Below are 22,133 nucleotides of genomic sequence, written 5' to 3' on the forward strand. Positions count from 1 at the left end.
AAATGAAACCCACACCCACCCCAAAAGGGTGAAGCGCAGAAAATTGTGTCTAATATACCTGTTGAAAGACGCGATTATACCAAAAGACAAATAAAAATCGGGAAGAGATCGCACTATTCCCGTTAGCATGCAGCCTGTTGATATTTTATTTTTCGCCAATTGCCAATAAATCAGTTTGTCCCGCCACCACAAAGCCACTGGCAAGCACAGCGATACTGCCAAAATCGGTGATATTTTGTATCAAAATCGAGCTCAGTAAAGAAACACCACTAGTCTCAAGATACGCTAAATCTAAAGTTAAAACGGGCTGACCGGCTACCACAGTAGCCTCTTCTTCAACCAGGCGTTTAAAACCATGACTATACTGTTTTTCTATATTGCTGCCAATATGAACCAAAATTTCAGCGCCTGTGGCGGTTGTCAGGCAAAAAGCGTGGTTAGTATTGAATCTCCAGGAGATTTTACCATTGGCTGGCGCAACCACTGTTTTACCTGTTGGATAAATAGCCACACCATCACCGATAGAGCCACTGGCATAAGTGGGATCAGCAACCTGATCCCAGGCGCAAACATCCCCAGTAATAGGAGAGAGCAATATCAAGGGTGTACTTTGCGGTTTTTTAATCCCTTTTTGTGCTTCAATATGTCCAGGCGAGGCGGTAAGTGCCGCCGGAGAAATTGAGCTTAACGCCAATACTGCTTGCATCGCATTAGCAATCAACTCGGCGCGAGATACAACAATAATTTGCACATTATATTTATTCAAACGAATAACGCCTGATGCACCTAAATGTCTCGCTAAAGCATCATTGACCCTGCTGGCGTCTTTCACATTTAGCCTCAAACGGGTAATGCAAGCATCGACAGCCACCACATTATCAGAACCACCAACAGCACTGATATAACGACGAGCTAACAATTTAATAGCATTCTCATTATTGGTATTATTTCTATCAATGTCATAGCCATCTTCTTCATTACCCGAAACCTGATCTTCACGGCCAGGCGTCAATAAACTGAATTTATTGATAGTAAAGCGAAATAGTAAATAGTAAATAACGAAGAACACCAAACCTTGCGGAATTAACATATACCAATGTGTGGAAAGAGGATTATGCGAAGAGAGGATCATATCCACTAAGCCAGCACTAAAACCAAAACCGGCAATCCAATGCATATTTGCAGCAATATACACTGAGATACCGGTTAATACGGCATGAATGAAATACAGTATCGGGGCAACGAACATGAAAGAGAATTCAAGTGGCTCACTGATACCAGTGAAAAATGCGGCGAATGCACCTGCTAACATAATACCCGCGACTTTACTTTTATTTTCTGGACGCGCACAATGATAAATAGCCAACGCAGCACCTGGCAAACCAAACATCATAATCGGGAAGAAGCCCGCCTGATAACGCCCAGTGATACCCACGATTGCCTTACCTGAATCAATAGCCTGTTGACCTGCTAAAAAATTAGGAATATCGTTAATACCAGCAGCATTGAACCAAAATACCGAGTTTAGCGCATGATGCATGCCAACTGGGATTAACAAACGGTTAAAGAAAGCATAAAGACCAGCACCAAAAGATCCCATTCCTTTAATATATTCACCAAAGGTAACTAATGCATTGTAAATTATTGGCCAAAGGTACATTAGGATAAAGGCGACGAAAATCATCAAAAAAGAAGTTAAGATCGGTATTAGACGGCGACCACTAAAAAATGATAATGCTTTTGGTAATTCGACAGAACTAAAGCGGTTATACAATTCGGCAGACATAATCCCTACCATGATGCCGATGAATTGACTGTGGATCTGCTCGAAAGCGGCTGGTACCTGGTCCCGTGGCAGTTGTTGAAGGATGGATATCACGTCTGGAGAACAGAGCGTGGTTAATACCAAATAGCCAACAAAACCGGTCAAGGCCGCAGCACCATCTTTATCTTTCGACATGCCATAAGCAACCCCGATTGCGAACAGCGCCGACATGTTCCCGATAATCGCAGAACCGGATTTAATTAATAACGCCGCTAATTTGTTATCGCCTCCCCAGCCTATAGGATCAATCCAATACCCTATTCCCATTAATATGGCAGCAGCAGGTAATGTGGCTACCGGAACCATCAAAGCCTTCCCTACTTTTTGCAAATAACTAAGCATATTCCCTTTCTCCTCTATTCATTCGCAATTAAAACTTCAATCTTGCCTTTTTTCCAAAGCGGTTACTCCCTTTTAGAAAAGGGTATATTATTCGTTTCCAGTGTGCAACAGAAGACGGAACACAGCAACTTATACCAAAGTACATGAGGATGTACCGCTTTTGAGTTCATCACAAATCAGTTTCGCAAGCAATCTACAGTAAAACTGAGTACAGTATCACGCCCGGTGATCAGGTCGTTCATCATGCTTTCTATCCAATATTTATCAAAAAATGAGGTGTGTCATGAGACTTATCCCTCTGCAAAATGCCACAGAAGTCGGTAAATGGTCAGCTAACTATATTGTCAGTTGTATAAACAGGTTTAATCCCCAAGAAAAGCGTCCATTTGTTCTTGGATTGCCCACCGGTAGTACCTCATTGCTCACCTACCATTATTTGATCAACATGTATAAAGATAAAAAAGTGAGCTTCAAGCACGTTGTCACTTTCAATATGGATGAATACGTGGCGCTACCTGAAAAACATCCAGAAAGCTATCACAGTTTTATGTATAAAAAATTTTTCGATCATATTGATATACCAGCCAAAAATATCCATTTACTCAATGGTAATGCAACGGATATCAACGCAGAATGTCAGAATTATGAAGAAAAAATTAAGTCTTACGGTAAGATTAATCTATTTATGGGAGGGGTGGGAAGTGACGGTCATGTTGCTTTTAATGAACCGACCTCTTCTTTGACATCACGCACTCGTGTCAAGATGCTGACTTTCGATACCCGTATTGCGAATTCCCGTTTCTTTGATGACGATATCGATAAGGTGCCCAAATACGCTCTGACCATTGGTATTGGCACCCTGTTAGATGCAGAAGAAGTGATGATTCTGGTCACCGGTCATCACAAAGCACAAGCATTACAGGCAGCAGTAGAAGGTAATATAAACCACATGTGGACCATCAGTTGCCTGCAATTGCACGCAAAAGCACTTATCGTCTGTGATGAAGCAGCTACTATGGAATTGAAAGTCAAAACTGTACAATATTTTCGCGACCTCGAAGCTGAAAATATAAAAAATCCTTAATTTTATCAGGGGGTATTAATGTATGCTTTAACTCAGGGACGAATTTATACCGGTCATGAAATATTGGATAACCATGCTGTCGTGGTTAGTAAGGGTCTGATAGAACGTATTTGTCCAGAGGCTGAACTCTCTGACAATATTGAGATTCGTGATCTGAGCGGCGCGATACTGGCTCCCGGTTTTATTGATTTACAGCTTAACGGTTGTGGAGGCGTACAATTTAATGATTCTTTTGAGAATATTACACCAGAAACGTTAGCAATCATGCAGTGTACCAACGAAAAATCAGGTTGTACCAGTTATTTACCGACCCTTATTACTTGTAGCGATGAGTTGATGCGACACAGCATTGAAGTCATGCGCAGCTATCTGGGAAAAAATCAGTATAAGGCGTTGGGTCTACATCTGGAAGGGCCTTATATCAACCCGTTAAAAAAAGGGACACATAACCCCGCGTTTATCCGTGAGCCTGACTCGACCATGATAAATTATCTGTGTGCTAATGCGGATGTCATTCGCAAGATTACCTTAGCACCAGAAACAGTCGCTGAAGAATACATTCGTCAGCTAGCTGAAGCGGGTATTTTGCTTTCTGCTGGGCATTCTACTGCCACTTACCAACAGGCTCGTAAGGGATTCGCGGCAGGTGTGGGTTGTGCGACTCACCTTTACAATGCTATGCAAACCGTTACTGGACGTGAACCCGGTTTGATCGGCGCAATTTTTGATACTCCAGCAGCTTATAGTGGTGTAATTTGCGATGGACACCATGTGTCTTGGGTCAATATCCGCCAGGCTAAGCGTTTAAAAGGCGACAAACTGATTCTGGTTACGGATGCCACCGCACCGGCTAACTCAGATATTGAGCAATTTATTTTTGCCGGTAAAAAAATTGACTATCATGATGGTGTCTGTTGGGATCAAGATGGTACTCTCAGCGGTTCTGCGCTTACCATGATCCAGGCAGTACAGAACAGTGTTGAACATGTGGGCATCGCGTTAGATGAAGCGTTGCGCATGGCAACGCTTTATGCGGCGCGTGCGATTGGCTTTGATAAGCAGTTGGGCAGCGTTGAAATTGGAAAAGTAGCCAATTTGACCGCTTTTACCCGTGATTACCACATCACTAGGACTATCGTTAATGGCAACGAAGTTTGAAAAAATGAGTACTTTATTGATGAACACCGATAGGCATGCACAAACAGACAATGTTGATCTGGTTAAAAAGATGAACAGCACGGCAGTTTATCGGCTTATTGATCAACAAGGTCCGATATCGCGTATTCAACTCGCGGAGCTTAGTCATTTAGCGCCTGCCAGCATTACAAGGATTATACGCCAATTACTCGAACGCGGACTGATCAAAGAAGTCGAACAACAAGCTTCGACAGGAGGGCGACGCGCCATCTCCATCGTCACAAAAAACAGTCAGCTTCACACGCTCGCCGTACGTGTGGGGCGTCACGATGCCACCATTACTCTATTTAATATGAATGGTAAGTCGCTGAATGAAAAATATTATACTCTCGGCGGTTGTACACAAGAAGCGCTAGAAGAAACCTTATTCCGTATCATTAATCTGTTTATTGAAAACCATCGGCAAAAACGATCTGAGCTGATTGCTATCGCCGTCAGTTTACCGGGTCTAGTTGATACTCATCGGGGTATTGTGCGCTATATGCCTCATATCAGTGTCGATAACTGGTTATTGGCCGATAAGCTGTGGACAAGATTTAATGTGGCCAGTTTTATCGGTAATAATGTTCGCAGCTTCGCATTGGCAGAGCACTATTTTGGTGCTAGCCGTGATTGTAAAGATTCTATTTTGGTGCGTCTGCACTGTGGCATAAGCGCGGGTATTGTCGTTAATAGCCAGGTATTTCTCGGTAATAACGGCAACGTCAGCGAAATCGGTCATATTCAGATTGATCCGATCGGTGAACGTTGTTATTGCGGTAACTTTGGTTGCCTGGAAACCGTAACCTCTAACGCGGCTATTGAAAATCGAGTGCGTCATTTGCTAACCCAAGGTTACACCAGTAAACTAACGGTGGACAATTGTCATATCAATGCTATCTGTAAAGCAGCTAGCGGCAATGATTTGTTAGCCAGAGAAATCATTGAAAATGTAGGCCGCTATTTAGGAAAAGCCATTGCTATCATGACTAACCTATTCAATCCGCAAAGAATAGTGATAGCCGGTGAAATAACCAAAGCACAAAAGGTACTGTTGCCTGCTATTCAAAGCTGTATTAATACCCAAGTATTGCAAGATTTCCGTAAAAATTTGCCAGTAGTCATCTCTACGCTTGATCATCATTCCGCTATCTGTGCTTTTGCATTAGCTAAACGCTCCATGTTAAACGGAGTACTATTACAAAAACTATTGGCAAGCTAATCAATGTTTATTTAATGATTCAATGACAGTATTATCACCGCTAAAAAAGTTAGGGAGATTGTTATGTGTTCTATTTTTGGGGTGCTCGATATTAAAGGAGATGCGAGCCTATTACGCACTAAAGCTTTAGAGATGTCACGTTTGATGCGCCACCGTGGTCCCGATTGGTCGGGTATCCATGCCAGTGATAAAGCCATCCTCGTTCATGAACGTTTATCTATCGTTGACATTAATACGGGTGCCCAACCACTATATAATGCCGATAGTACTCATGTTTTAGCTGTTAATGGTGAAATTTATAATCACCAAGCCCTGCGTCAGCAACATAGCAATAGCGGCGAATGTTATCAATTCCAAACGCACTCGGACTGTGAAGTTGTTCTGGCACTGTATCAGAAAAAAGGGGAACAATTCCTTGATGATCTACAGGGTATGTTTGCTTTTGTATTATACGATAGTATAAAAGATGCTTACCTAATTGGTCGTGATCATCTAGGTATTATCCCACTGTATATGGGATTCGATGAACAAGGTAATAGGTTTGTTGCTTCTGAAATGAAAGCACTGGTTCCGATTTGCTGTACTGTAGAAGAATTTCCACCAGGAAGTTATTTATGGAGTCAAGATGGTGAAATCCGGCGGTATTATGATCGCGATTGGTTTGATTACAATAAGGTCAAAGATAATGTTGCCGATGCCGATGCCGATGCCGATGCCGATGCCGATGCCGATGCTAAGAAACTACACAGTACGTTGGTGGCTGCGGTAAAAACCCATCTGATGTCTGATGTGCCTTATGGTGTCTTACTGTCAGGAGGGCTGGATTCTTCCATTATTGCGGCAATTAGCAAAAAATTTGCGGCACGTCGGATAGAAGATGAAGAACGTAAGGACGCCTGGTGGCCACAGCTTCACTCCTTTGCTGTGGGTCTAAAGGGGTCGCCCGATCTGGCTGCTGCACAGAAAGTGGCTGATGATTTAGGCACCGTACATCACGAAATTCATTTCACTGTACAAGAAGGCCTTGATGCCATCCGAGAGGTGATTTATCACATCGAAACTTATGACGTCACTACCATCCGAGCCTCAATACCCATGTATCTTATGGCGCGTAAGATCAAGGCGATGGGTATCAAAATGGTGTTATCAGGTGAAGGTGCTGACGAAATATTTGGTGGCTATCTCTATTTCCATAAAGCACCCAATAAGCGAGAATTCCACGAAGAAACAGTGCGTAAATTACTTGCACTGCATATGTACGATTGTGCACGTGCTAATAAAGCGATGTCGGCCTGGGGTGTTGAAGCACGCGTCCCCTTCCTTGATAAAAATTTCATCGATGTGGCGATGCGCATTAACCCGCAGAAAAAAATGTGTGGCAATGGAAAAATAGAAAAATATATACTGCGTAAAAGTTTTTCATCCTACTTACCAGGTGATGTTGTACAGCGACAAAAAGAGCAGTTCTCTGATGGTGTTGGCTACAGTTGGATCAATTCTCTAAAAGATATGGCTAATCAACAGATCAAAGATGAGCAGCTAAAAGATGCTCATTCCCGTTTCCCTCACAATCCTCCAACGTCCAAAGAAGGCTACTTGTATCGGGAAATTTTTGAAAAACTGTTCCCTTCAGCAAGTGCGGCAAAATGTATCCCCGGAGGACCTTCGGTGGCTTGTTCTTCCGCCACAGCCATTGGATGGGATCAATCGTTCAAAGATACGGATGATCCGTCAGGTCGTGCGGTAGGTGTTCATCAGTCAGCCTATAAATAAAAATTAATCACCACCGGCGTTGCTGAATAATCTGTACCCGTTGCTGTCACATACTCTTTGATATCAACGGGCTGATTAACGGGTAGTTTTTGTTAAAAACACTGTGCAGGGTAGCAGTGTGACCGCCACTAAGCTAATGAAATGAGAGGAAAATTTATTGAATTGGCTGGGGTACCAGGATTCGAACCTGGGATGCCGGAATCAGAATCCGGTGCCTTACCGCTTGGCGATACCCCAATAACGCGATGGAAATTCATTTGAAGGAAAACAAAGAGCTATAGAGCAGTGATTTAAAAAATATGGCTGGGATACCAGGATTCGAACCTGGGAATGCCAGGATCAAAACCTGGTGCCTTACCGCTTGGCGATATCCCAATTACAACAAAATAAACTCAGATCATGGTGCGGAAGGCGAGACTCGAACTCGCACACCTTGCGGCGCTAGAACCTAAATCTAGTGCGTCTACCAATTTCGCCACTCCCGCAAAAAAAATGGTGGCTACGACGGGATTCGAACCTGTGACCCCAGCATTATGAGTGCTGTGCTCTAACCAACTGAGCTACGTAGCCATTCTTACATCACATCCGCCTCACCAGCGTTGCGGAGCGCAATTATGCGGATATGCTTGATCTGCGTCAACTGGTTTTTTATCAAAAGAGCGGGATCAAAGTTCTTTTGTTTGGCTGGTGAACACAATGGCGATAAGCTGAACAATCAATAGCAACGCCGAATTCACACCACGCAGTAGATTTTGCAAGAGGTCTAAGAAGAAGCGTTCCAAATCTTTTTCACTGTGCTCAGACGAGGAAAAAACGCGCGAAAAAGCGCAGTTTACTCTTTGTATGCAATAAAAAGGGGGGATAAATGAGTATTTTGAGCGCATGTTTGACGAATTACTTGACAAAAACACGGCGAGCACAAGAGATTTCGAACAGCTTCTAATAGAAGGATGGGAAGGATTTGATATGCAAACACAAAACAATAGCACGCTGATTGAACAATTTCTTGATGCACTGTGGCTGGAGCGGAATCTGTCTGAAAACACTTTGGCATCTTACAGACTGGATTTACAGGCACTAACCCATTGGTTGCAACAACATAGTAACGATTTACTGCGTGCGCAAGCATGCGATTTACAGCGTTTTTTCTCCGAACGCCTTGAGAATGGCTATAAGGCAACCAGTTCAGCACGTTTACTGAGTGCCATGCGGCGATTGTTTCAGTATTTATATCGTGAACAGTTGCGAGAAAACGATCCCACTCTATTGCTTGCCTCGCCCAAATTGCCACAACGTTTACCCAAAAATTTGAGCGAAGCACAGATTGAAGCGCTATTAAATGCCCCCAACGTTGATATTCCACTACAATTGCGTGATAAAGCAATGCTGGAAGTGTTGTATGCCACCGGTTTACGTGTTTCTGAACTTGTTGGATTGAAGATAAGTGATATCAGCTTGCGCCAAGGGGTGCTGCGGGTAATCGGGAAAGGTAATAAAGAACGGTTAGTGCCTTTGGGAGAAGAAGCTATGTATTGGATTGAAAAATATATGGAACATGGTCGCCATTGGCTTATTAACGGACAGCCATTGGATATTTTTTTTCCCAGTAATCGTTGTCAAAAAATGACTCGTCAGACTTTCTGGCATCGTATTAAATATTATGCGATGCTGGCTAGTATTGACAGTGAACGGTTATCACCCCATGTTTTACGCCATGCGTTTGCCACCCACCTGTTAAATCATGGTGCTGATTTACGTGTAGTACAAATGTTATTAGGTCATAGTGACTTGTCAAGCACGCAAATTTATACTCATGTAGCAACTGAACGACTAAAACAGCTACATCAACAGCATCATCCGCGCGCCTAGTTAAAAATAATAAGTTGAGTGAAGGGCTGCCATGTGCACAAAATAGAAACAACCATAGGATCAATCAATGAAAAAGAGTTTACTGCTGTTGCCAATGTTAATTCCTTCATTTGTCGGGGTAGCTTGCGCCTATGCCAATACTGATGATAACCCTATTGAAAAAACCTTAAAAAAAATGGATATTCAAGCTATTGATATTCAGCCTTCACAAATTGCTGGGCTGAATACTGTCCTTACTAAGGAGGGTGTGTTTTATATTTCGACCGACGGTAAACGTTTATTTCAAGGGCCTCTCTACGACGTCAGTGGCAAGGAGCCGATCAACATCACGAATCAGCTGTTAATGAAAAAATTAATCAGCTTTGAAAATGAAATGATCCTGTATAAAGCACAGAGAGAAAAACACGTAGTGACCGTATTCACTGATATTACTTGTGGGTACTGCCACAAATTGCACGGTCAGATGAAAAAATATAATGATTTAGGCATTACTATCAGGTATCTTGCGTTTCCACGTCAAGGTCTCAATGCGAAAGCAGCAAAGGATATGGAATCGATCTGGTGTATGGCTGATCGACAAAGAGCTTTTGATGCAGCAATAAAGGGCGAAGAGATTTCTCCGGCGTCCTGCAAGATAGATATCAAGAAACACTACGAATTAGGTGTTCAACTCGGAATACAGGGAACACCCTCCATTGTGTTGCAGAATGGTGTCATTTTGCCGGGTTACCTGGCACCAGAAGAACTTAATAAAAAGCTAGATGAGATTTCATCTTCTTCAAAGAACAACGGTCAATAGTGGCATGTGTTACGCAATGGATGTCCAATAGGCTCTTTCTTTCATCTCCCATAGGTACCTTACTAATAGGTGCCTTACCATTTTATAATTAACCCTATCTAAGAAAATAGGATTACCTGGATAATGTGAGGCACTTGCTCATTTTGGGTCAATTCATTAGCTCAAGGATACTACTCTGTCATCTCGTACTGAGGTTATTCCAAATTAGGCATCGGTATCACATATTCACCGATTGCATTACTGTCATTGTAGTAGTTCGCTAGTTCACTCGCTGTAATACCGCCATTTGCAAAGATCAACTGTAGTCTGCCGTAGGCAGCATTTTTTCGTGGATTGAAAACATCAGTAATGATTAATATCTGACCAACGATAAATAACAGAAGATCCTCTCCTTTTCGGGTGATAGTACAACCAATGGTTGTATCTTGCTGGGGAATACGACAATGTAACGATCCCGCACCACGATGAACAATCTGTATCACAGCATAATTAAGCAATTCGATATCGACAGTAAACTTTTTATTACTGTTCTGTTGTCGGCCGCTGGTTATTAATAAACTGGATATCACATCAATATTGAGAGCATAGGGGATATCAACAGTATTGAGATGATCAGAAGTTGCAACGGCATTACATTTTAAAATTAACCAATCGTCTAAACGTTGGTAAGTCGCCCCTGGTTATCAATAAAATCATAGTTACCTGATGAAGACATCTTCAATAAAAAACCAGGCCTGTAGGTAGTAAAGTAAGCAGATTGTTCTCTTTCGCTAAAACCAAGGTATTTTGCTGTACTTTCATTAGCCGGCAAGATAAATAAACCCTCACTTTGCGGATGATACCAACCATGTTGGTTCCGTTTTAATAGAATAGCGATAATTTCTGGGCAGAGATATTTTTTACTCAGGACATCTAAAGCATGCTTCAATGCTATCCGCTGTAGATGGTCTGCAGCATCATAATATGCGCCACTAAACAGGCTATTCACTCCCAGTAGCTTGGCGATAAATTTGTCTGGTGTATTAACATCAAGGCTATTACTATCATACTTACTAATATCAAGGATGATCCCACTTTGTGTTACTACGTTAATGTGGCCTTGCTCCGCTAAAGATGCGCCAGTGAAAATCTCACCGCTGAGTAATTCGTCGACAGACAATAATACCAAAGCCGGTGTTTCAGCTGTGTTCAGCAAATAACTATGGTTAAAAAACGTAGAGCTGGGATTGATATTGATTGCCGGTAAATAGCCAATTTCCACATTGTTAGCACGCTTATTTAAGATCCAGGCACCTTGCTGATCATTAGCTATACCTAAGCAATCAGGTTGCATAACAGAGCTAAACTTTTCCTTACAGATAAACAAATTATGACAAATACTGTCATACCAGACAGGAAGAGCAGTAAGGCCATCACTGTGTATTAGATCAGTGATAGTCAAAATAGGCGCGATATCAATGGCTTTTACTAAGAGAGATGTTTTTTGTTTGTTTCTAAGTTGGTGGATATACATCTTCAAAGTAGGCAACCAATTCTGATGTAGTTCTCGCCACGCTTTGCCTAGGCTGTGTAAAGTGAGTTGCTCATGTTCAAGCAACCCGAGTGTGAGGTGGTAACTCTGCCCACTTTTTATATTCAGCGCGATCCCCTGATGAATACCTGTGACGCTCAACACATCGGTGCTAGCGAGACCAAAATTGTTTAATCTGATCTCTTTTGCCAGAGTATGGCCTTTTTGCCGATAGAGTTTGTAAAATTGATGATGATTATCTGGCTCTGTCACGCCCCAGAAGTAATAGTTATCCTCTGCACTATTTCCCTTAACGGCGCTCAAGAGAGTGATAAAATACTGGGCATTATTGAGCAGCTGGCTATCAATTTTTGCCGATATGTTCCCTGTCACCCCATCTAAACTGTTAGGCAACGGCCATATTAGCCTGTTGTTACCTATGGATACTGTCGTTGTGGTTTGTGGGATAGACAGCTTAACGATGTTGATATGTGCAGGAGTGACTGAAGAGAATCGAACGCCAGCAGAGGATGCTGATGCTTGTTTCGTCATAAAACGATCCAGCATCTCCAGTTTGTGGCTGTTAATTAAGTGAGTCACAATATCGATGGGTAGACCCCGGACTTCAAGCAATGTCAAACGCCCCTCAACAGAGGAAGTATCAATCATATAAATAAGCTGTATCTGCTTGCTAACACTGGTTTTATTATCCCCCTGAGGAAGATAATAAATGTAATCTTGCTGAAACAAAATGCCATTGGTCAATACATGGGTTTGGACAATTTCTGAGGTAGCAGCGGGAGGGTGATCCACTCTGCTAGATGTATACCGCGTGATAGTCGGCAGGTGAATAGCGGGTAGGTACAAATGCTGTAATTTTTTTGTTTTAGTATTCGACATCCAGAAAACGTTTTTATAGATCGCCAGATCAGAGGGACCATCAGTCTGCTGAAAGGTAATAGAAAGATCGCCACGATACCAGGCAGAGGCACCGTTGTGGAAAATTAATGTCACATTATGGCGTTCGATACTACGGTTGAAAATAGTCTGATTGTAGTTAGCGGTATAGAGTAAGGCAGGTTGTGTGAGTAGATAGAAACAGTCGTCAATTTTTTCTATTTCATAGGTTGTGCTGTCGAGATGTCTATTGCGGCAAATATAATTATCGAGGCGCAGTGTGTTAATAGCATAGCGGTTATTCCTACCCTGCTGTGCCAGATATTTTTGCACCGCCGCTTGTACCTCTTCCTCACTGATAATATCTTGCTCACCCTGGTTGAGCGGCAACTCAGAAAAATGAATACGGCAAAAAATAGTCTGTTGTGGTTTCCATTTTGTGATCCCTTGCGGTAGATTTAGCGTGATTTTGGTTTTTTCACTGTTTTTAACTTTGATGATAGTGATGACTTCCGTCGTGTATTGACCCTTTGTCGTCAGTGTACGACAAATAAATTTCATTATATTTCCTTCGGGGAGGCTCGCACTCTGATCGCATATCACTTCAATATCATTAAGATGGCTAGCATCAATTAGCCAATTTACCTGATCGTTAACACAATCAATAGTCATATTGGCCTGTGCTCGGTTCAATACCAGAACAACCACAGCCGTTCCTCTCTAGAGGCGCGTGGAATTTATAATATAAGTGTTCACTGTATACCGGTAGATTCATCAGCGGATGCTTTGATTGCTCTTGTCCTATCCCCGCGGCAATCAAATAATAATGATGATTACCAAGTAAAATATCGACTTCGGTATAAACATAGTTAAACCTAAGTTCACTGGGGGCTGAGAAATAAGGCAACATAGAAAGTGGATCGCGATACAGGATAAATGGAAATTCCGCGTCCTTTCTAGCGAAGAAATTCATTGACAGAAATTTGCTATCTCCTCCACTTTGGAGCGAAAAATTAAAGCCACTGCTCAGGACAGGAGTAATTTTCGCGCGCGGTTGTGTAGGTAAGATCAGCGTCTTGATCCCAGCTGCATTATCTGGTAGAACAAGGGTTTGAACGGTTTTTTCCACCGGACGTTGCTGATATAAATTGATATAATCACGGGTAGATTCACCCCGTGCTTCTTTCCTCTTTATTAACTGCCCCTCGGTATCAAACACCACAAAAATAGAGCTGGCACCCCGTAGGTCTACTTGCGTGATCACTGTCCCTTGACAGGGCACGAGTATCCCTCGGTTCAGGGTAAAGCCGGCTTGTCGCCAACCCGTTAACATACTAGAAAAATAATCAGCAATGATTTTGGCATTGTCCAGATTATTCAGGGTATTTGCCATTGCCGTTTGTATCACATAGCCCACGACAGCCAGTGTAATACCGACAGCAAATAATCCACTGACAAGCAGAGTCGAGCCAAGCAACCCGGCAGCCATACTGCCGACGAATAATGACAAGCCCATTGCCGAAAAACTAAGTTGGGTCGTCGCTAGGATACGTTGATCTTCGTTTTCAGTTTTGCTCAATTCAATTGCGCTAAGGGTAACATCAGCGAAGGTTAATCCTAGCCCCATTGGTACAGTTATAAATTGAAAAAGGCGTGAAAAACGACCAATATTATCCTGTTTTAGAGCTGCTTGTAGCAAGGTCACGCCATCGTTATGGATGTTGAAAGCCACCTGCGTCATGGCAAGATAAGTATGCAGCTGCAATACGTTAGCAAGCTGTGTGTTACCGGGCACTGTGCTACCATTTTGTAGCCAGTGTTGTATCGCCATAATAGCAAATACCGCATTCACACCCATGCCTAGAGTTTCTATTTTACTAAAAAATTTATTACGCGCACCTTCATGAGGATAAAGGCGCCCATTGACCACATGATAGTGCTGATGCAAAGTCTCATGTTGTTGTTCCAGGAAGCGCTTCATTTCAGCAAATTCATCGTTACTGGTGGTTAGCATTTTTCCTTGCACAACGCCATTATGTAAATAATTTATCCCATAACTTTTGCTGTTTTTGTCGTAGGTCATTGCCAATAATAGCGGCATACATTTATCAGCTTGTAGGGGGGTGGCCGCAAATAATTCTCGGCTTGCAGTACTAAAGGTATCGCTTAATGTTATTGGCATACTGATGGAGTGACTAAGTTGTGTAGCTGTATCAACATGACACGCCCGCATTTGAATGAGATAACGCTTTTTAGTGTATTTTTTTTCCAACTTACTCTCGCCGACGGTACTTTGCACGGATTTATTCGTTATTCTTGAACAATGGTAAAGGGGTGTATGATATCTGTTCCCGCTTAAGTGAATCAGAGTGTTGTTGATTTTATCAATGGTGTTTTTTATTTTTTCTTGATGAACTTTCAGTTCATCATCAAATTGCATACTTTGTCGAGTAGTGTTATCCAGTAATTCTTCAATCTGACCTAAATAAATGCTACCAACAGCTTTTTTTCTACGCATATCACGCTCAATAATGCCCGCACTACTTGGATCACTGAGGTCTAGACAAAAGAGATCAAACTCATCATGCAAGTAGCGCTGTTTTAGACGCCTGAAAGCCTCTTGTGGATCGACAAACAATTTCTCTATACGTGATGTTAATTCTTTTGTTCCACCCTCCAGCTCTAGCTTAGCCAACCAACTCTTATAATCATCATGATTTTTGGTCTGCCACAAAGCCTGTTGTAAGGCGGCCATATTCGGTTCACTCCCATTGATAATAATGCCATAACGCTCACGACTTTCACTCATACCTGCGATCCATACTATCAGCAGCCATCAAAACAGCGCCTTTCTTTAAGTTTTCCACAAGACTGATGGCCGTTTTTTCGTCCAGCTGTCCATTGAGTTTTCTTGTCTGTTCAGAGGTAAGTTTAATCATATAGTCTATGCCAAAACGTCCCAGGTAGGAGGTACGCAGTCGACTACTGCGCATGGGGGTTTTTTCTGTCTTCGATATACGTTCACTGACTATTTTTCCATTGCTTTTCTGGGTAAAAATGATTTTTTTATCACTTTCTTTGTAAGGCCCAATTAATTTGCCATTTATTCTCAGGTGCATTCGGGTTGATAGGCTCGCCTGACCATTTACGCCCTAAAACATCAACGGCTACTAATTTTTCACGCACACTGATGCTATTCACCGGTATTTTCACAGCAGAAAAAGAGTGATAGAGATCTTCTATAAATTTTTCAGGGGGGATGTCTGTTACGGGTTTTGGCGGTAAAGCAGCTGCAGCCGAGCCTTCGGGAACACGCTCTGTGATATAACAGGCTGCTATCGATATGCGATCCACTACGGGAAATAATCCATCAGCATCTTTTTTTAACAAGCCTTTGCTGATGAGTAAGCGCACTATTTTTTTTCCTCCTAGTGCTTGCATAAAACGACCATGACTTATCAGAATAATACGTGTTCGACGGTTAAATTCAAAGTTCGGCGCAATATTAACGGCTACTAACTCATTACTTGCCTGTTGATAAAGGTAGTGGGTGGTACTATTACTATTTTTGTTGTAGAGATAACGCGCCATTGGATTAACTGAAGCATCGTCCTGCAGTTGTATAATATATTGACTGTCATAATTGCTGTGCTGTGGAAACACATCGTACGGCAATTTTATCCCCGGCCCTCGTAAACGCGAAAGATAAGCTTCTTCAGTAGCGAAGAAGGCTGGAGTGACAGGAGATAAAATCTTATGCAGGGATGATCGTGGGTATCTATCAGGTACTACTCCAATATCCTCGAGCAATGCGGCATAAGCATGATCGTAAGCAATGATACCGCCAATCTCGCGAGTACCTGGGATATTAGCCGTGACGATACCTTCAGAACGATAAGAAAGTAAGGAAGAGTTATCACAAAATAGCAACCCGTTGGCTTGTAGGTCTTCCATGATTTCGTTGCTAATTGCACGTGGAATAGACTGAGTAGGGTTTAGTCCATCAATGTTATGTCTACCAATAACTTCGTGTATCTGCCTTACATTCGTCAATACCTGATCAATAAAGCGGCTGCTTGGTGTGGCTATAATTGCTTTGTTATTGCGATCGGCGTAATTATATTGGAAATAGGGATCGACGGTTAATTTTCCAAGCGGTGCAAAGAGTGGTTGCCTCCGATCGATGGCTTCAATCACCTTATCCCTTATACGTTGTACATCTATGTCATCGATTCCTTGCAGTTGATCAATATAGCCTCCCCGATTTTCACTGGCAAGAATGCTTGCACGCGCAGGCATTTCACCACAGCGTGTTAGCTCATCTAACACAACACGCATGATCACTTCCTGACTTTGTGTCTTTGACACATCGATGGCATCTATTTTGCCGATCTGAGTGATAAGCATATGATGTAAACTGGGCAGTAGCTCATTATTAAGGTAAAGCCCACCATATTCCTCCAATATTAGCAGGCGACTAATATCGGTAGCTGCGATTAAATTGCCTCTTGAAGCGAGTTCCTTAATGTAAAGTTGATAATCAGGTAGCTTATTCATTGGGTGAAAATCGATCAATCTAACATTGTCGGGATGATCTGTGCCCTGTCGCAGTTTTTCCAGGTCAAATTGAAAACTGTCAGCATTGGCTTTACGGATCCTGATCAACTCACCTGGTTTTGCTAGCCCGTTTGCCTCCAAAAATATTATCACTGCCTGGTCGAAAGAAAATTTTCGGTTATCGGGTTGACTGGCGTCGTACTGTGACATCGTTTTAACAATATTTTTATATGCTTTGTCTTGCCAATCAATCAGCTGTGTTTTAAAGGCTTCGTTGCTTCTATATCCCGCATTCAATGAATGTCTAATAGCTGCTTCCTGTAGACGCCCGCAAAGTTCGCCGGCCAGTAGCGTCCCGGAGTCCATCCATATATTTATCTTATAGTCGCTGGCGTTCTGCTGTATCCATAGCTTGATATAGTCTAGTTGGATCGCTTCAAACTTGACCAAAGACATGAAGTGTATTTCCTGTGGAATTGCTTCTGATAGTACAGTTATACGTTGCTTGATAGCTTTAAGCAATTTACTTTGATTGAAAGGATAGTAGTTACATCTCCCCATCCGGTAAAGTATGCTGGTTAGCGCTTCCATTTCGGATTTTGGTGAAAGCTGTTGGCTTCGGAGTAAATATTCTGTCATTGGTGTATTCGGCCTTTCGGAAAGTACTCTTTCTTCCTGTAAAGAGTACTTTTTGTTACTAGCGACATATTCTATTAGGACTGTAGCTAGCTCCTCTTCACCAGGTTTGGTTAATATGACGAGATTTTGTGTGAGAAAGGCGTCTATTTTTTTTGCGAGTTCTGAATTGGTCATGCTGTTTACCATTTTTGATTATTGTTGCTAAGATGAATATTTTTTGCTCACCATGGGCATGGATTATATTTTTTTGAATAGATTTTAAAAAATTGAAGTGGGTTAAAAAAAAGAGAAAAACCTGTAAATTGCGGTTTAATAGATCGGGATACTAAAAAAGCAAAAATTTTAAAAGAATAAGGAGGTTAGAGAATATCTAACTAAATGTTTAATGGGTTCGAAGCGGGAAACGGCGAACAGGATCCTTGAGCAAAGTTATTTGACCAGAATATAACGGAGAATGGCCCTATACTGATGACATTGCAATGGTTCTAATGGCGGTCTAAGAATGGAGGGAATTTACGTAAAGACAAACGCAGAATACTCCGGCAATCAATCAGGGTACCAAGGGAAGGAGGCAATAATAAAACCCCAACTTTCCGCGCACTCTACGCCCATTTTATGCAAAATGCAAAATCTGAGCACCCGATTACTCTACGCTTGTCTTCTCATTATTCACCCGCGATCTTCATTACGGGTAACAACACAGAACCACATTGGATGTTACTACGGGTTTCAATATCACTGCCGACACTGACAATATTGCGTAACATATCTTTCAGATTACCCGCAATGGTGATTTCACTGACCGGATACTGAATTTCACCCTTTTCAACCCAAAACCCGGCAGCACCACGCGAGTAATCACCGGTGACATTACTGACACCATCACCCATCAGTGCTGTTACCAGTAAACCTTTATCTAGCTGTTTCAGCATACCGGTAAAATCCTGCCCTTGACCCGCAATACACCAATTATGGATCCCGCCGGCGTGACCCGTGCTTTGTAGTTTCAGTTTACGTGCTGAATAGCTGCTCAGTAGATAGGTTTCCAGCACTCCGTTTTTAACTATCTCTCGTTTAACAGTACGCACGCCTTCACTATCAAAAGGAGTAGACGCCAAGCCACATAGTAAATGCGGATGTTCTGTTATCGTCAACCATTCGGGTAAAATTTGTTTACCCAGATGATCAAGCAAAAAAGTCGATTTACGGTAAATACTGCCACCACTGATAGCAGCAACCAAATGCCCCAATAAACCCGTTGCCACTTCTGCGGCAAATAATACAGGTGCCTGCATAGTCAATAATTTACGGGGAGCCAAACGCGATAACGTACGGCGAGCGCATTCCTTACCTATCCATTCAGGAGTTTGTAAATCTTCCATTCGACGGCTGACGCTATAAGCGTAATCACGTTCCATTTTCCCTTCATGTACGGCAATCACGCTGCTGGAAAGTGAATGGCGGCTGGAGCAATAACTTTGTAACATGCCATGAGTGTTACCAAAGACCCTAACACTATAATGGCTATTAAAATTGCCTCCTTCAGTATTCGTGATACGCTTATCAGCCTCTAATGCAGCCCGTTCTGCTCTAGCCGCCAGTTCAATGCCATGAACAGCCTCCAAATCACCTGGATGAAAAAGATCCAGTTCCGGTGCATCAAATGTTAGCAGAGATTTATCTGCTATCCCCGAATATGGATCGACTGAAGTATAGCGGGCGATATCCAGAGCGGCGTTCACTGTACGAGCAATGGCATCAGGATTTAAATCTGTTGAAGATGCACTACCTTTACGCTGTTTATGATAAACAGTAATTCCTAACGCACCATCGCTATTGAATTCCACATTTTCCACTTCAGCGAAGCGAGTACTGACACTGATACCGGTCGTTTTGGTGATCGCAACTTCAGCAGCATCGCAAGAAGGGCTGGCCAATTCTAATGCCTGTGCAACAGCTTGTTCCAGAATTTTACGTTGTTCTACAACTTGAGTGACTACTTTCATCGATTTGCCATAGTTAATAGACTGTTTGCGAAAAATTTCTGTTCACAATCATAGTAAACAGCTGCCCAAGTTTAACAGGATCCACATACAATTTCTCACAAAGAGCAGAAGCTGATAGGATCGACCTCTTTTTAAGGAGTTCGACCATGAACCAGCAGCCCGAAAATTGGCTCGACAAAGTAACAGAAGATCAAAATGATGACGATGAAATTATCTGGGTAAGTAAAAGTGAAATAAAACGCGATGCAGAAATGTTGAAAGATCTTGGTAGTGAGTTAGTTGATCTGGGGAAAAATGCGCTGGAGCGTATTCCGTTGGATGAAGATCTGCTCGCCGCCATTCAACTGGCGCAAAAAATCAAAAAAGAAGGGCGCCGTCGCCAAATCCAGCTTATTGGTAAAATATTACGCCGCCGCGACATTGAACCCATTCAAACAGCATTAGACAAACTAAAAAATCGTCACGACCAACAAACTTTTCTGTTCCATAAATTAGAGGCACTGCGCGACCGCCTGATTACAGAAGGTGATGATGCCATCCTTGCCGTATTAGCACTTTATCCACATGCCGATCGTCAGCAATTACGTAGTTTGGTTCGTAACGCACAGAAAGAAAAAGCGACGGGTAAGCCAGCACAAGCCTTACGTCAAATTTTCCAGTATTTACGTGGACTCGCGGGTGAAACTCCGTAGCAAAACGCTCACTGATTGAATTTTCTACATGTGTTAGACTTCTTGCAAAACCGTTGTTCGTTATGTCAAGGCGCCCGGCGCGCAGCCACCGTAGTATATTGCGAACGCCGCGTAACGTAGAATTTAGACCACGTAGTAGGTTTTGCAAGAAGTCTATTGGTGAAGAATTTTTGTACTAATTGTCTGAATCTTTTATCATTGTGATAATATTACTGGTCGAAATGCCCTCTTCAAAATTCAATATTTTAACTTCACCGCCAGCCTTCCGTACTTCTTCGCTACCGGCAATTTCGTGTGCTTGGTAATCCCCACCTTTCACCAGTAGATCCGGCAAAATACCACTAATCAATCGCTGTGGCGTATCTTCTTCAAAAGACACCACCCAATCAACGGCTTCCAACGCCGCAAGTACTATCATACGTTGCCCCAAGGGATTCACCGGACGAGTAGGACCTTTGAGACGTTGTGTCGAGGCATCACTGTTGACTGCCACAATCAAGCGATCACCTAATTTACGTGCATTAGCCAAATAAGAAACGTGCCCAGCGTGAAGAATATCGAAACATCCGTTTGTCATTACAATTTTTTCACCGCCACGGTGTGCCTGTTTAATAGCATCTTTTAGCTGTTGCTCACTGACCACACCGAAGCCGGTTTTAGCTCGACCTCGGATAGCGTTTTCCAACTCAATGGGTGAGACTGTCGATGTTCCCAATTTGCCCACGACCACACCTGCCGCAGCATTTGCCAAAAAGCAGGACTCTTCTAGAGAGTCACCTGCTGCCAAGGCGGCGGCCAGAACACCAATCACTGTATCGCCAGCACCCGTTACATCAAACACATCTTGCGCCTGAGCAGGGAAATGTAACGGTTGTTTGCCCACCTGTAACAACGTCATTCCTTGCTCAGATCGCGTTACTAACAAAGCGGAAAATGCGAAATTTTTTATCAATTCCATGCCACGAATGACAATTTCATTTTCATCTTTACAATGACCGACGACAGCTTCAAATTCGGATAAATTCGGCGTCAGTAGGGTCGCACCGCGATAGCTTTCAAAATCACTCCCTTTCGGATCAATCAACACAGGAATATTTTTTTCTCGTGCCAGTTGGATCATACGCTGGACATCATTCAATGCTCCCTTGGCGTAGTCGGATAACACCAGTACCTGAGCATCAGACAACCCTTGCTGAATAATCGTAAACAATGATTGCGAATCAACATCGCTGAAACCCTCTTCAAAATCCAGACGAATCAGCTGTTGATGACGTGAAAGCACCCGCAGTTTAGTATTGGTAGGATGAGTCGGTAGCTCAACAAAATTACATTTCACATTAGCATCTTTTAATTTACTCCTTAGCACCTTTGCCGCCTTATCAGTGCCTGTCAAACCGATCACACGAGAAAAAGCACCAAGGGCGGCAATATTCACTGCCACGTTAGCAGCGCCACCCGGACGCTCTTCAATGCTATTTGTATCTACTTTTACAATAGGTACTGGTGCTTCTGGTGAAATGCGATTCGTCGATCCATACCAATAGCGATCTAACATCAGATCACCAACCACCAATACATTGCCACGACCAAAATGAGGTAGGGTAATTTTCACCTTTTGACTCCTAAAACCAACATCACTTAACTCCTCATAGTGCGAGTATTTTATTTATCATATAAATCAATAAATTAAAAACAAAAAGTCACAATCGATCGAAATTAGGTCAAAATACATAGATGCGGCT

15 protein-coding genes and 4 tRNA genes are annotated in these 22,133 nt (G+C 42.5%); 7 read left to right on the forward strand and 12 right to left on the reverse strand.

Annotation, left to right across the window (positions count from 1 at the left end):
* Positions 1-145 precede the first annotated feature (145 nt).
* Positions 146-2,131, reverse strand: coding sequence for an N-acetylglucosamine-specific PTS transporter subunit IIBC (nagE, locus tag CCS41_RS05430; protein ID WP_240313896.1), 1,986 nt, complete (start codon positions 2,129-2,131; stop codon positions 146-148).
* Between the two features lie 319 nt (positions 2,132-2,450).
* Here nagE and nagB point away from each other — a divergent pair, with 319 nt between their 5' ends.
* The 4 genes from nagB to asnB all read left to right on the forward strand — a co-directional run bounded on the left by nagB (position 2,451) and on the right by asnB (position 7,422).
* Positions 2,451-3,251 carry a glucosamine-6-phosphate deaminase gene (gene nagB, locus CCS41_RS05435; RefSeq protein ID WP_072550632.1) on the forward strand — a complete coding sequence of 267 codons (801 nt, stop codon included), beginning with the start codon at positions 2,451-2,453 and terminating at the stop codon, positions 3,249-3,251.
* Between the two features lie 18 nt (positions 3,252-3,269).
* Positions 3,270-4,409, forward strand: coding sequence for an N-acetylglucosamine-6-phosphate deacetylase (gene nagA / locus CCS41_RS05440; protein WP_072550633.1), 1,140 nt, complete (start codon positions 3,270-3,272; stop codon positions 4,407-4,409).
* A gap of 19 nt (positions 4,410-4,428) precedes the next feature.
* Positions 4,429-5,649, forward strand: a complete 1,221-nt coding sequence (gene nagC / locus CCS41_RS05445) for a DNA-binding transcriptional regulator NagC (RefSeq protein ID WP_119797729.1) — start codon at positions 4,429-4,431, stop codon at positions 5,647-5,649.
* 63 nt (positions 5,650-5,712) lie between these two features.
* Entirely contained in the window at positions 5,713-7,422 is a 1,710-nt protein-coding gene (asnB, locus tag CCS41_RS05450) for an asparagine synthase B (protein ID WP_072550634.1), read from the forward strand.
* 163 nt (positions 7,423-7,585) lie between these two features.
* On the opposite strand, the gene CCS41_RS05455 is transcribed toward asnB, so the two are convergent.
* The 4 genes from CCS41_RS05455 to CCS41_RS05470 form a co-directional block, all read right to left on the reverse strand.
* A tRNA-Gln gene (locus CCS41_RS05455) sits at positions 7,586-7,659 on the reverse strand.
* Positions 7,660-7,722: 63 nt separating this feature from the next.
* Positions 7,723-7,797, reverse strand: a tRNA-Gln gene (locus tag CCS41_RS05460).
* A 25-nt stretch (positions 7,798-7,822) separates the two neighbouring features.
* Positions 7,823-7,907 (reverse strand) — tRNA-Leu (locus CCS41_RS05465).
* Positions 7,908-7,915: 8 nt separating this feature from the next.
* Positions 7,916-7,992, reverse strand: a tRNA-Met gene (locus tag CCS41_RS05470).
* Between the two features lie 396 nt (positions 7,993-8,388).
* Between CCS41_RS05470 and xerD the strand changes: the two genes are divergently transcribed.
* Both xerD and dsbC read left to right on the forward strand, forming a co-directional pair.
* Positions 8,389-9,291, forward strand: coding sequence for a site-specific tyrosine recombinase XerD (gene xerD, locus CCS41_RS05475; RefSeq protein ID WP_072550635.1), 903 nt, complete (start codon positions 8,389-8,391; stop codon positions 9,289-9,291).
* 67 nt (positions 9,292-9,358) lie between these two features.
* Positions 9,359-10,090: a bifunctional protein-disulfide isomerase/oxidoreductase DsbC gene (gene dsbC / locus CCS41_RS05480; RefSeq protein WP_072550636.1), complete on the forward strand. Its 732-nt coding sequence runs from the start codon at positions 9,359-9,361 to the stop codon at positions 10,088-10,090.
* Positions 10,091-10,284: 194 nt separating this feature from the next.
* Here dsbC and CCS41_RS05485 read toward each other — a convergent pair whose 3' ends face one another.
* From CCS41_RS05485 to pmbA, 6 genes are all read right to left on the reverse strand, one after another.
* The gene (locus CCS41_RS05485) at positions 10,285-10,659 is read right to left on the reverse strand and encodes a hypothetical protein (RefSeq protein ID WP_119797314.1); all 375 of its coding nucleotides are present in this window, start codon (positions 10,657-10,659) and stop codon (positions 10,285-10,287) included.
* A gap of 86 nt (positions 10,660-10,745) precedes the next feature.
* The gene (locus CCS41_RS05490; RefSeq protein ID WP_119797315.1) at positions 10,746-13,205 is read right to left on the reverse strand and encodes a hypothetical protein; all 2,460 of its coding nucleotides are present in this window, start codon (positions 13,203-13,205) and stop codon (positions 10,746-10,748) included.
* Positions 13,159-15,306, reverse strand: a complete 2,148-nt coding sequence (locus CCS41_RS05495; RefSeq protein WP_072550638.1) for a TcdA/TcdB pore-forming domain-containing protein — start codon at positions 15,304-15,306, stop codon at positions 13,159-13,161. The genes CCS41_RS05490 and CCS41_RS05495 overlap by 47 nt, the downstream gene beginning before the upstream one ends.
* Positions 15,299-15,616: a hypothetical protein gene (locus CCS41_RS05500; protein WP_072550639.1), complete on the reverse strand. Its 318-nt coding sequence runs from the start codon at positions 15,614-15,616 to the stop codon at positions 15,299-15,301. The genes CCS41_RS05495 and CCS41_RS05500 overlap by 8 nt, the downstream gene beginning before the upstream one ends.
* Positions 15,567-17,510: a TcdA/TcdB catalytic glycosyltransferase domain-containing protein gene (locus tag CCS41_RS05505; RefSeq protein ID WP_162859999.1), complete on the reverse strand. Its 1,944-nt coding sequence runs from the start codon at positions 17,508-17,510 to the stop codon at positions 15,567-15,569. The genes CCS41_RS05500 and CCS41_RS05505 overlap by 50 nt, the downstream gene beginning before the upstream one ends.
* An 848-nt stretch (positions 17,511-18,358) precedes the next feature.
* Positions 18,359-19,699, reverse strand: coding sequence for a metalloprotease PmbA (gene pmbA / locus CCS41_RS05510; protein ID WP_072550641.1), 1,341 nt, complete (start codon positions 19,697-19,699; stop codon positions 18,359-18,361).
* A 146-nt stretch (positions 19,700-19,845) separates the two neighbouring features.
* Here pmbA and yjgA point away from each other — a divergent pair, with 146 nt between their 5' ends.
* Complete coding sequence (gene yjgA, locus CCS41_RS05515; protein WP_072550642.1) at positions 19,846-20,391, forward strand: ribosome biogenesis factor YjgA; 546 nt, start codon at positions 19,846-19,848, stop codon at positions 20,389-20,391.
* A gap of 175 nt (positions 20,392-20,566) precedes the next feature.
* Here the strand turns inward: yjgA and hldE are convergent, their stop codons facing one another.
* On the reverse strand, positions 20,567-22,003 hold the full coding sequence (gene hldE / locus CCS41_RS05520; protein ID WP_072550643.1) for a bifunctional D-glycero-beta-D-manno-heptose-7-phosphate kinase/D-glycero-beta-D-manno-heptose 1-phosphate adenylyltransferase HldE: 1,437 nt from the start codon (positions 22,001-22,003) through the stop codon (positions 20,567-20,569).
* Between the last annotated feature and the right edge of the window lie 130 nt (positions 22,004-22,133).

This window comes from Candidatus Fukatsuia symbiotica, assembly GCF_003122425.1.
Lineage (GTDB): Bacteria > Pseudomonadota > Gammaproteobacteria > Enterobacterales > Enterobacteriaceae > Fukatsuia > Fukatsuia symbiotica.

Coding starts and splice junctions, on each gene's coding strand:
- nagE (WP_240313896.1), bottom strand. CDS start 2,131: ATGGTTCCGGTAGCCACATTACCTGCTGCTGCCATATTAATGGGAATA.
- nagB (WP_072550632.1), top strand. CDS start 2,451: ATGAGACTTATCCCTCTGCAAAATGCCACAGAAGTCGGTAAATGGTCA.
- nagA (WP_072550633.1), top strand. CDS start 3,270: ATGTATGCTTTAACTCAGGGACGAATTTATACCGGTCATGAAATATTG.
- nagC (WP_119797729.1), top strand. CDS start 4,429: ATGAACACCGATAGGCATGCACAAACAGACAATGTTGATCTGGTTAAA.
- asnB (WP_072550634.1), top strand. CDS start 5,713: ATGTGTTCTATTTTTGGGGTGCTCGATATTAAAGGAGATGCGAGCCTA.
- xerD (WP_072550635.1), top strand. CDS start 8,389: ATGCAAACACAAAACAATAGCACGCTGATTGAACAATTTCTTGATGCA.
- dsbC (WP_072550636.1), top strand. CDS start 9,359: ATGAAAAAGAGTTTACTGCTGTTGCCAATGTTAATTCCTTCATTTGTC.
- CCS41_RS05495 (WP_072550638.1), bottom strand. CDS start 15,306: ATGAGTGAAAGTCGTGAGCGTTATGGCATTATTATCAATGGGAGTGAA.
- CCS41_RS05500 (WP_072550639.1), bottom strand. CDS start 15,616: ATGCACCTGAGAATAAATGGCAAATTAATTGGGCCTTACAAAGAAAGT.
- CCS41_RS05505 (WP_162859999.1), bottom strand. CDS start 17,510: ATGTCTTTGGTCAAGTTTGAAGCGATCCAACTAGACTATATCAAGCTA.
- pmbA (WP_072550641.1), bottom strand. CDS start 19,699: ATGAAAGTAGTCACTCAAGTTGTAGAACAACGTAAAATTCTGGAACAA.
- yjgA (WP_072550642.1), top strand. CDS start 19,846: ATGAACCAGCAGCCCGAAAATTGGCTCGACAAAGTAACAGAAGATCAA.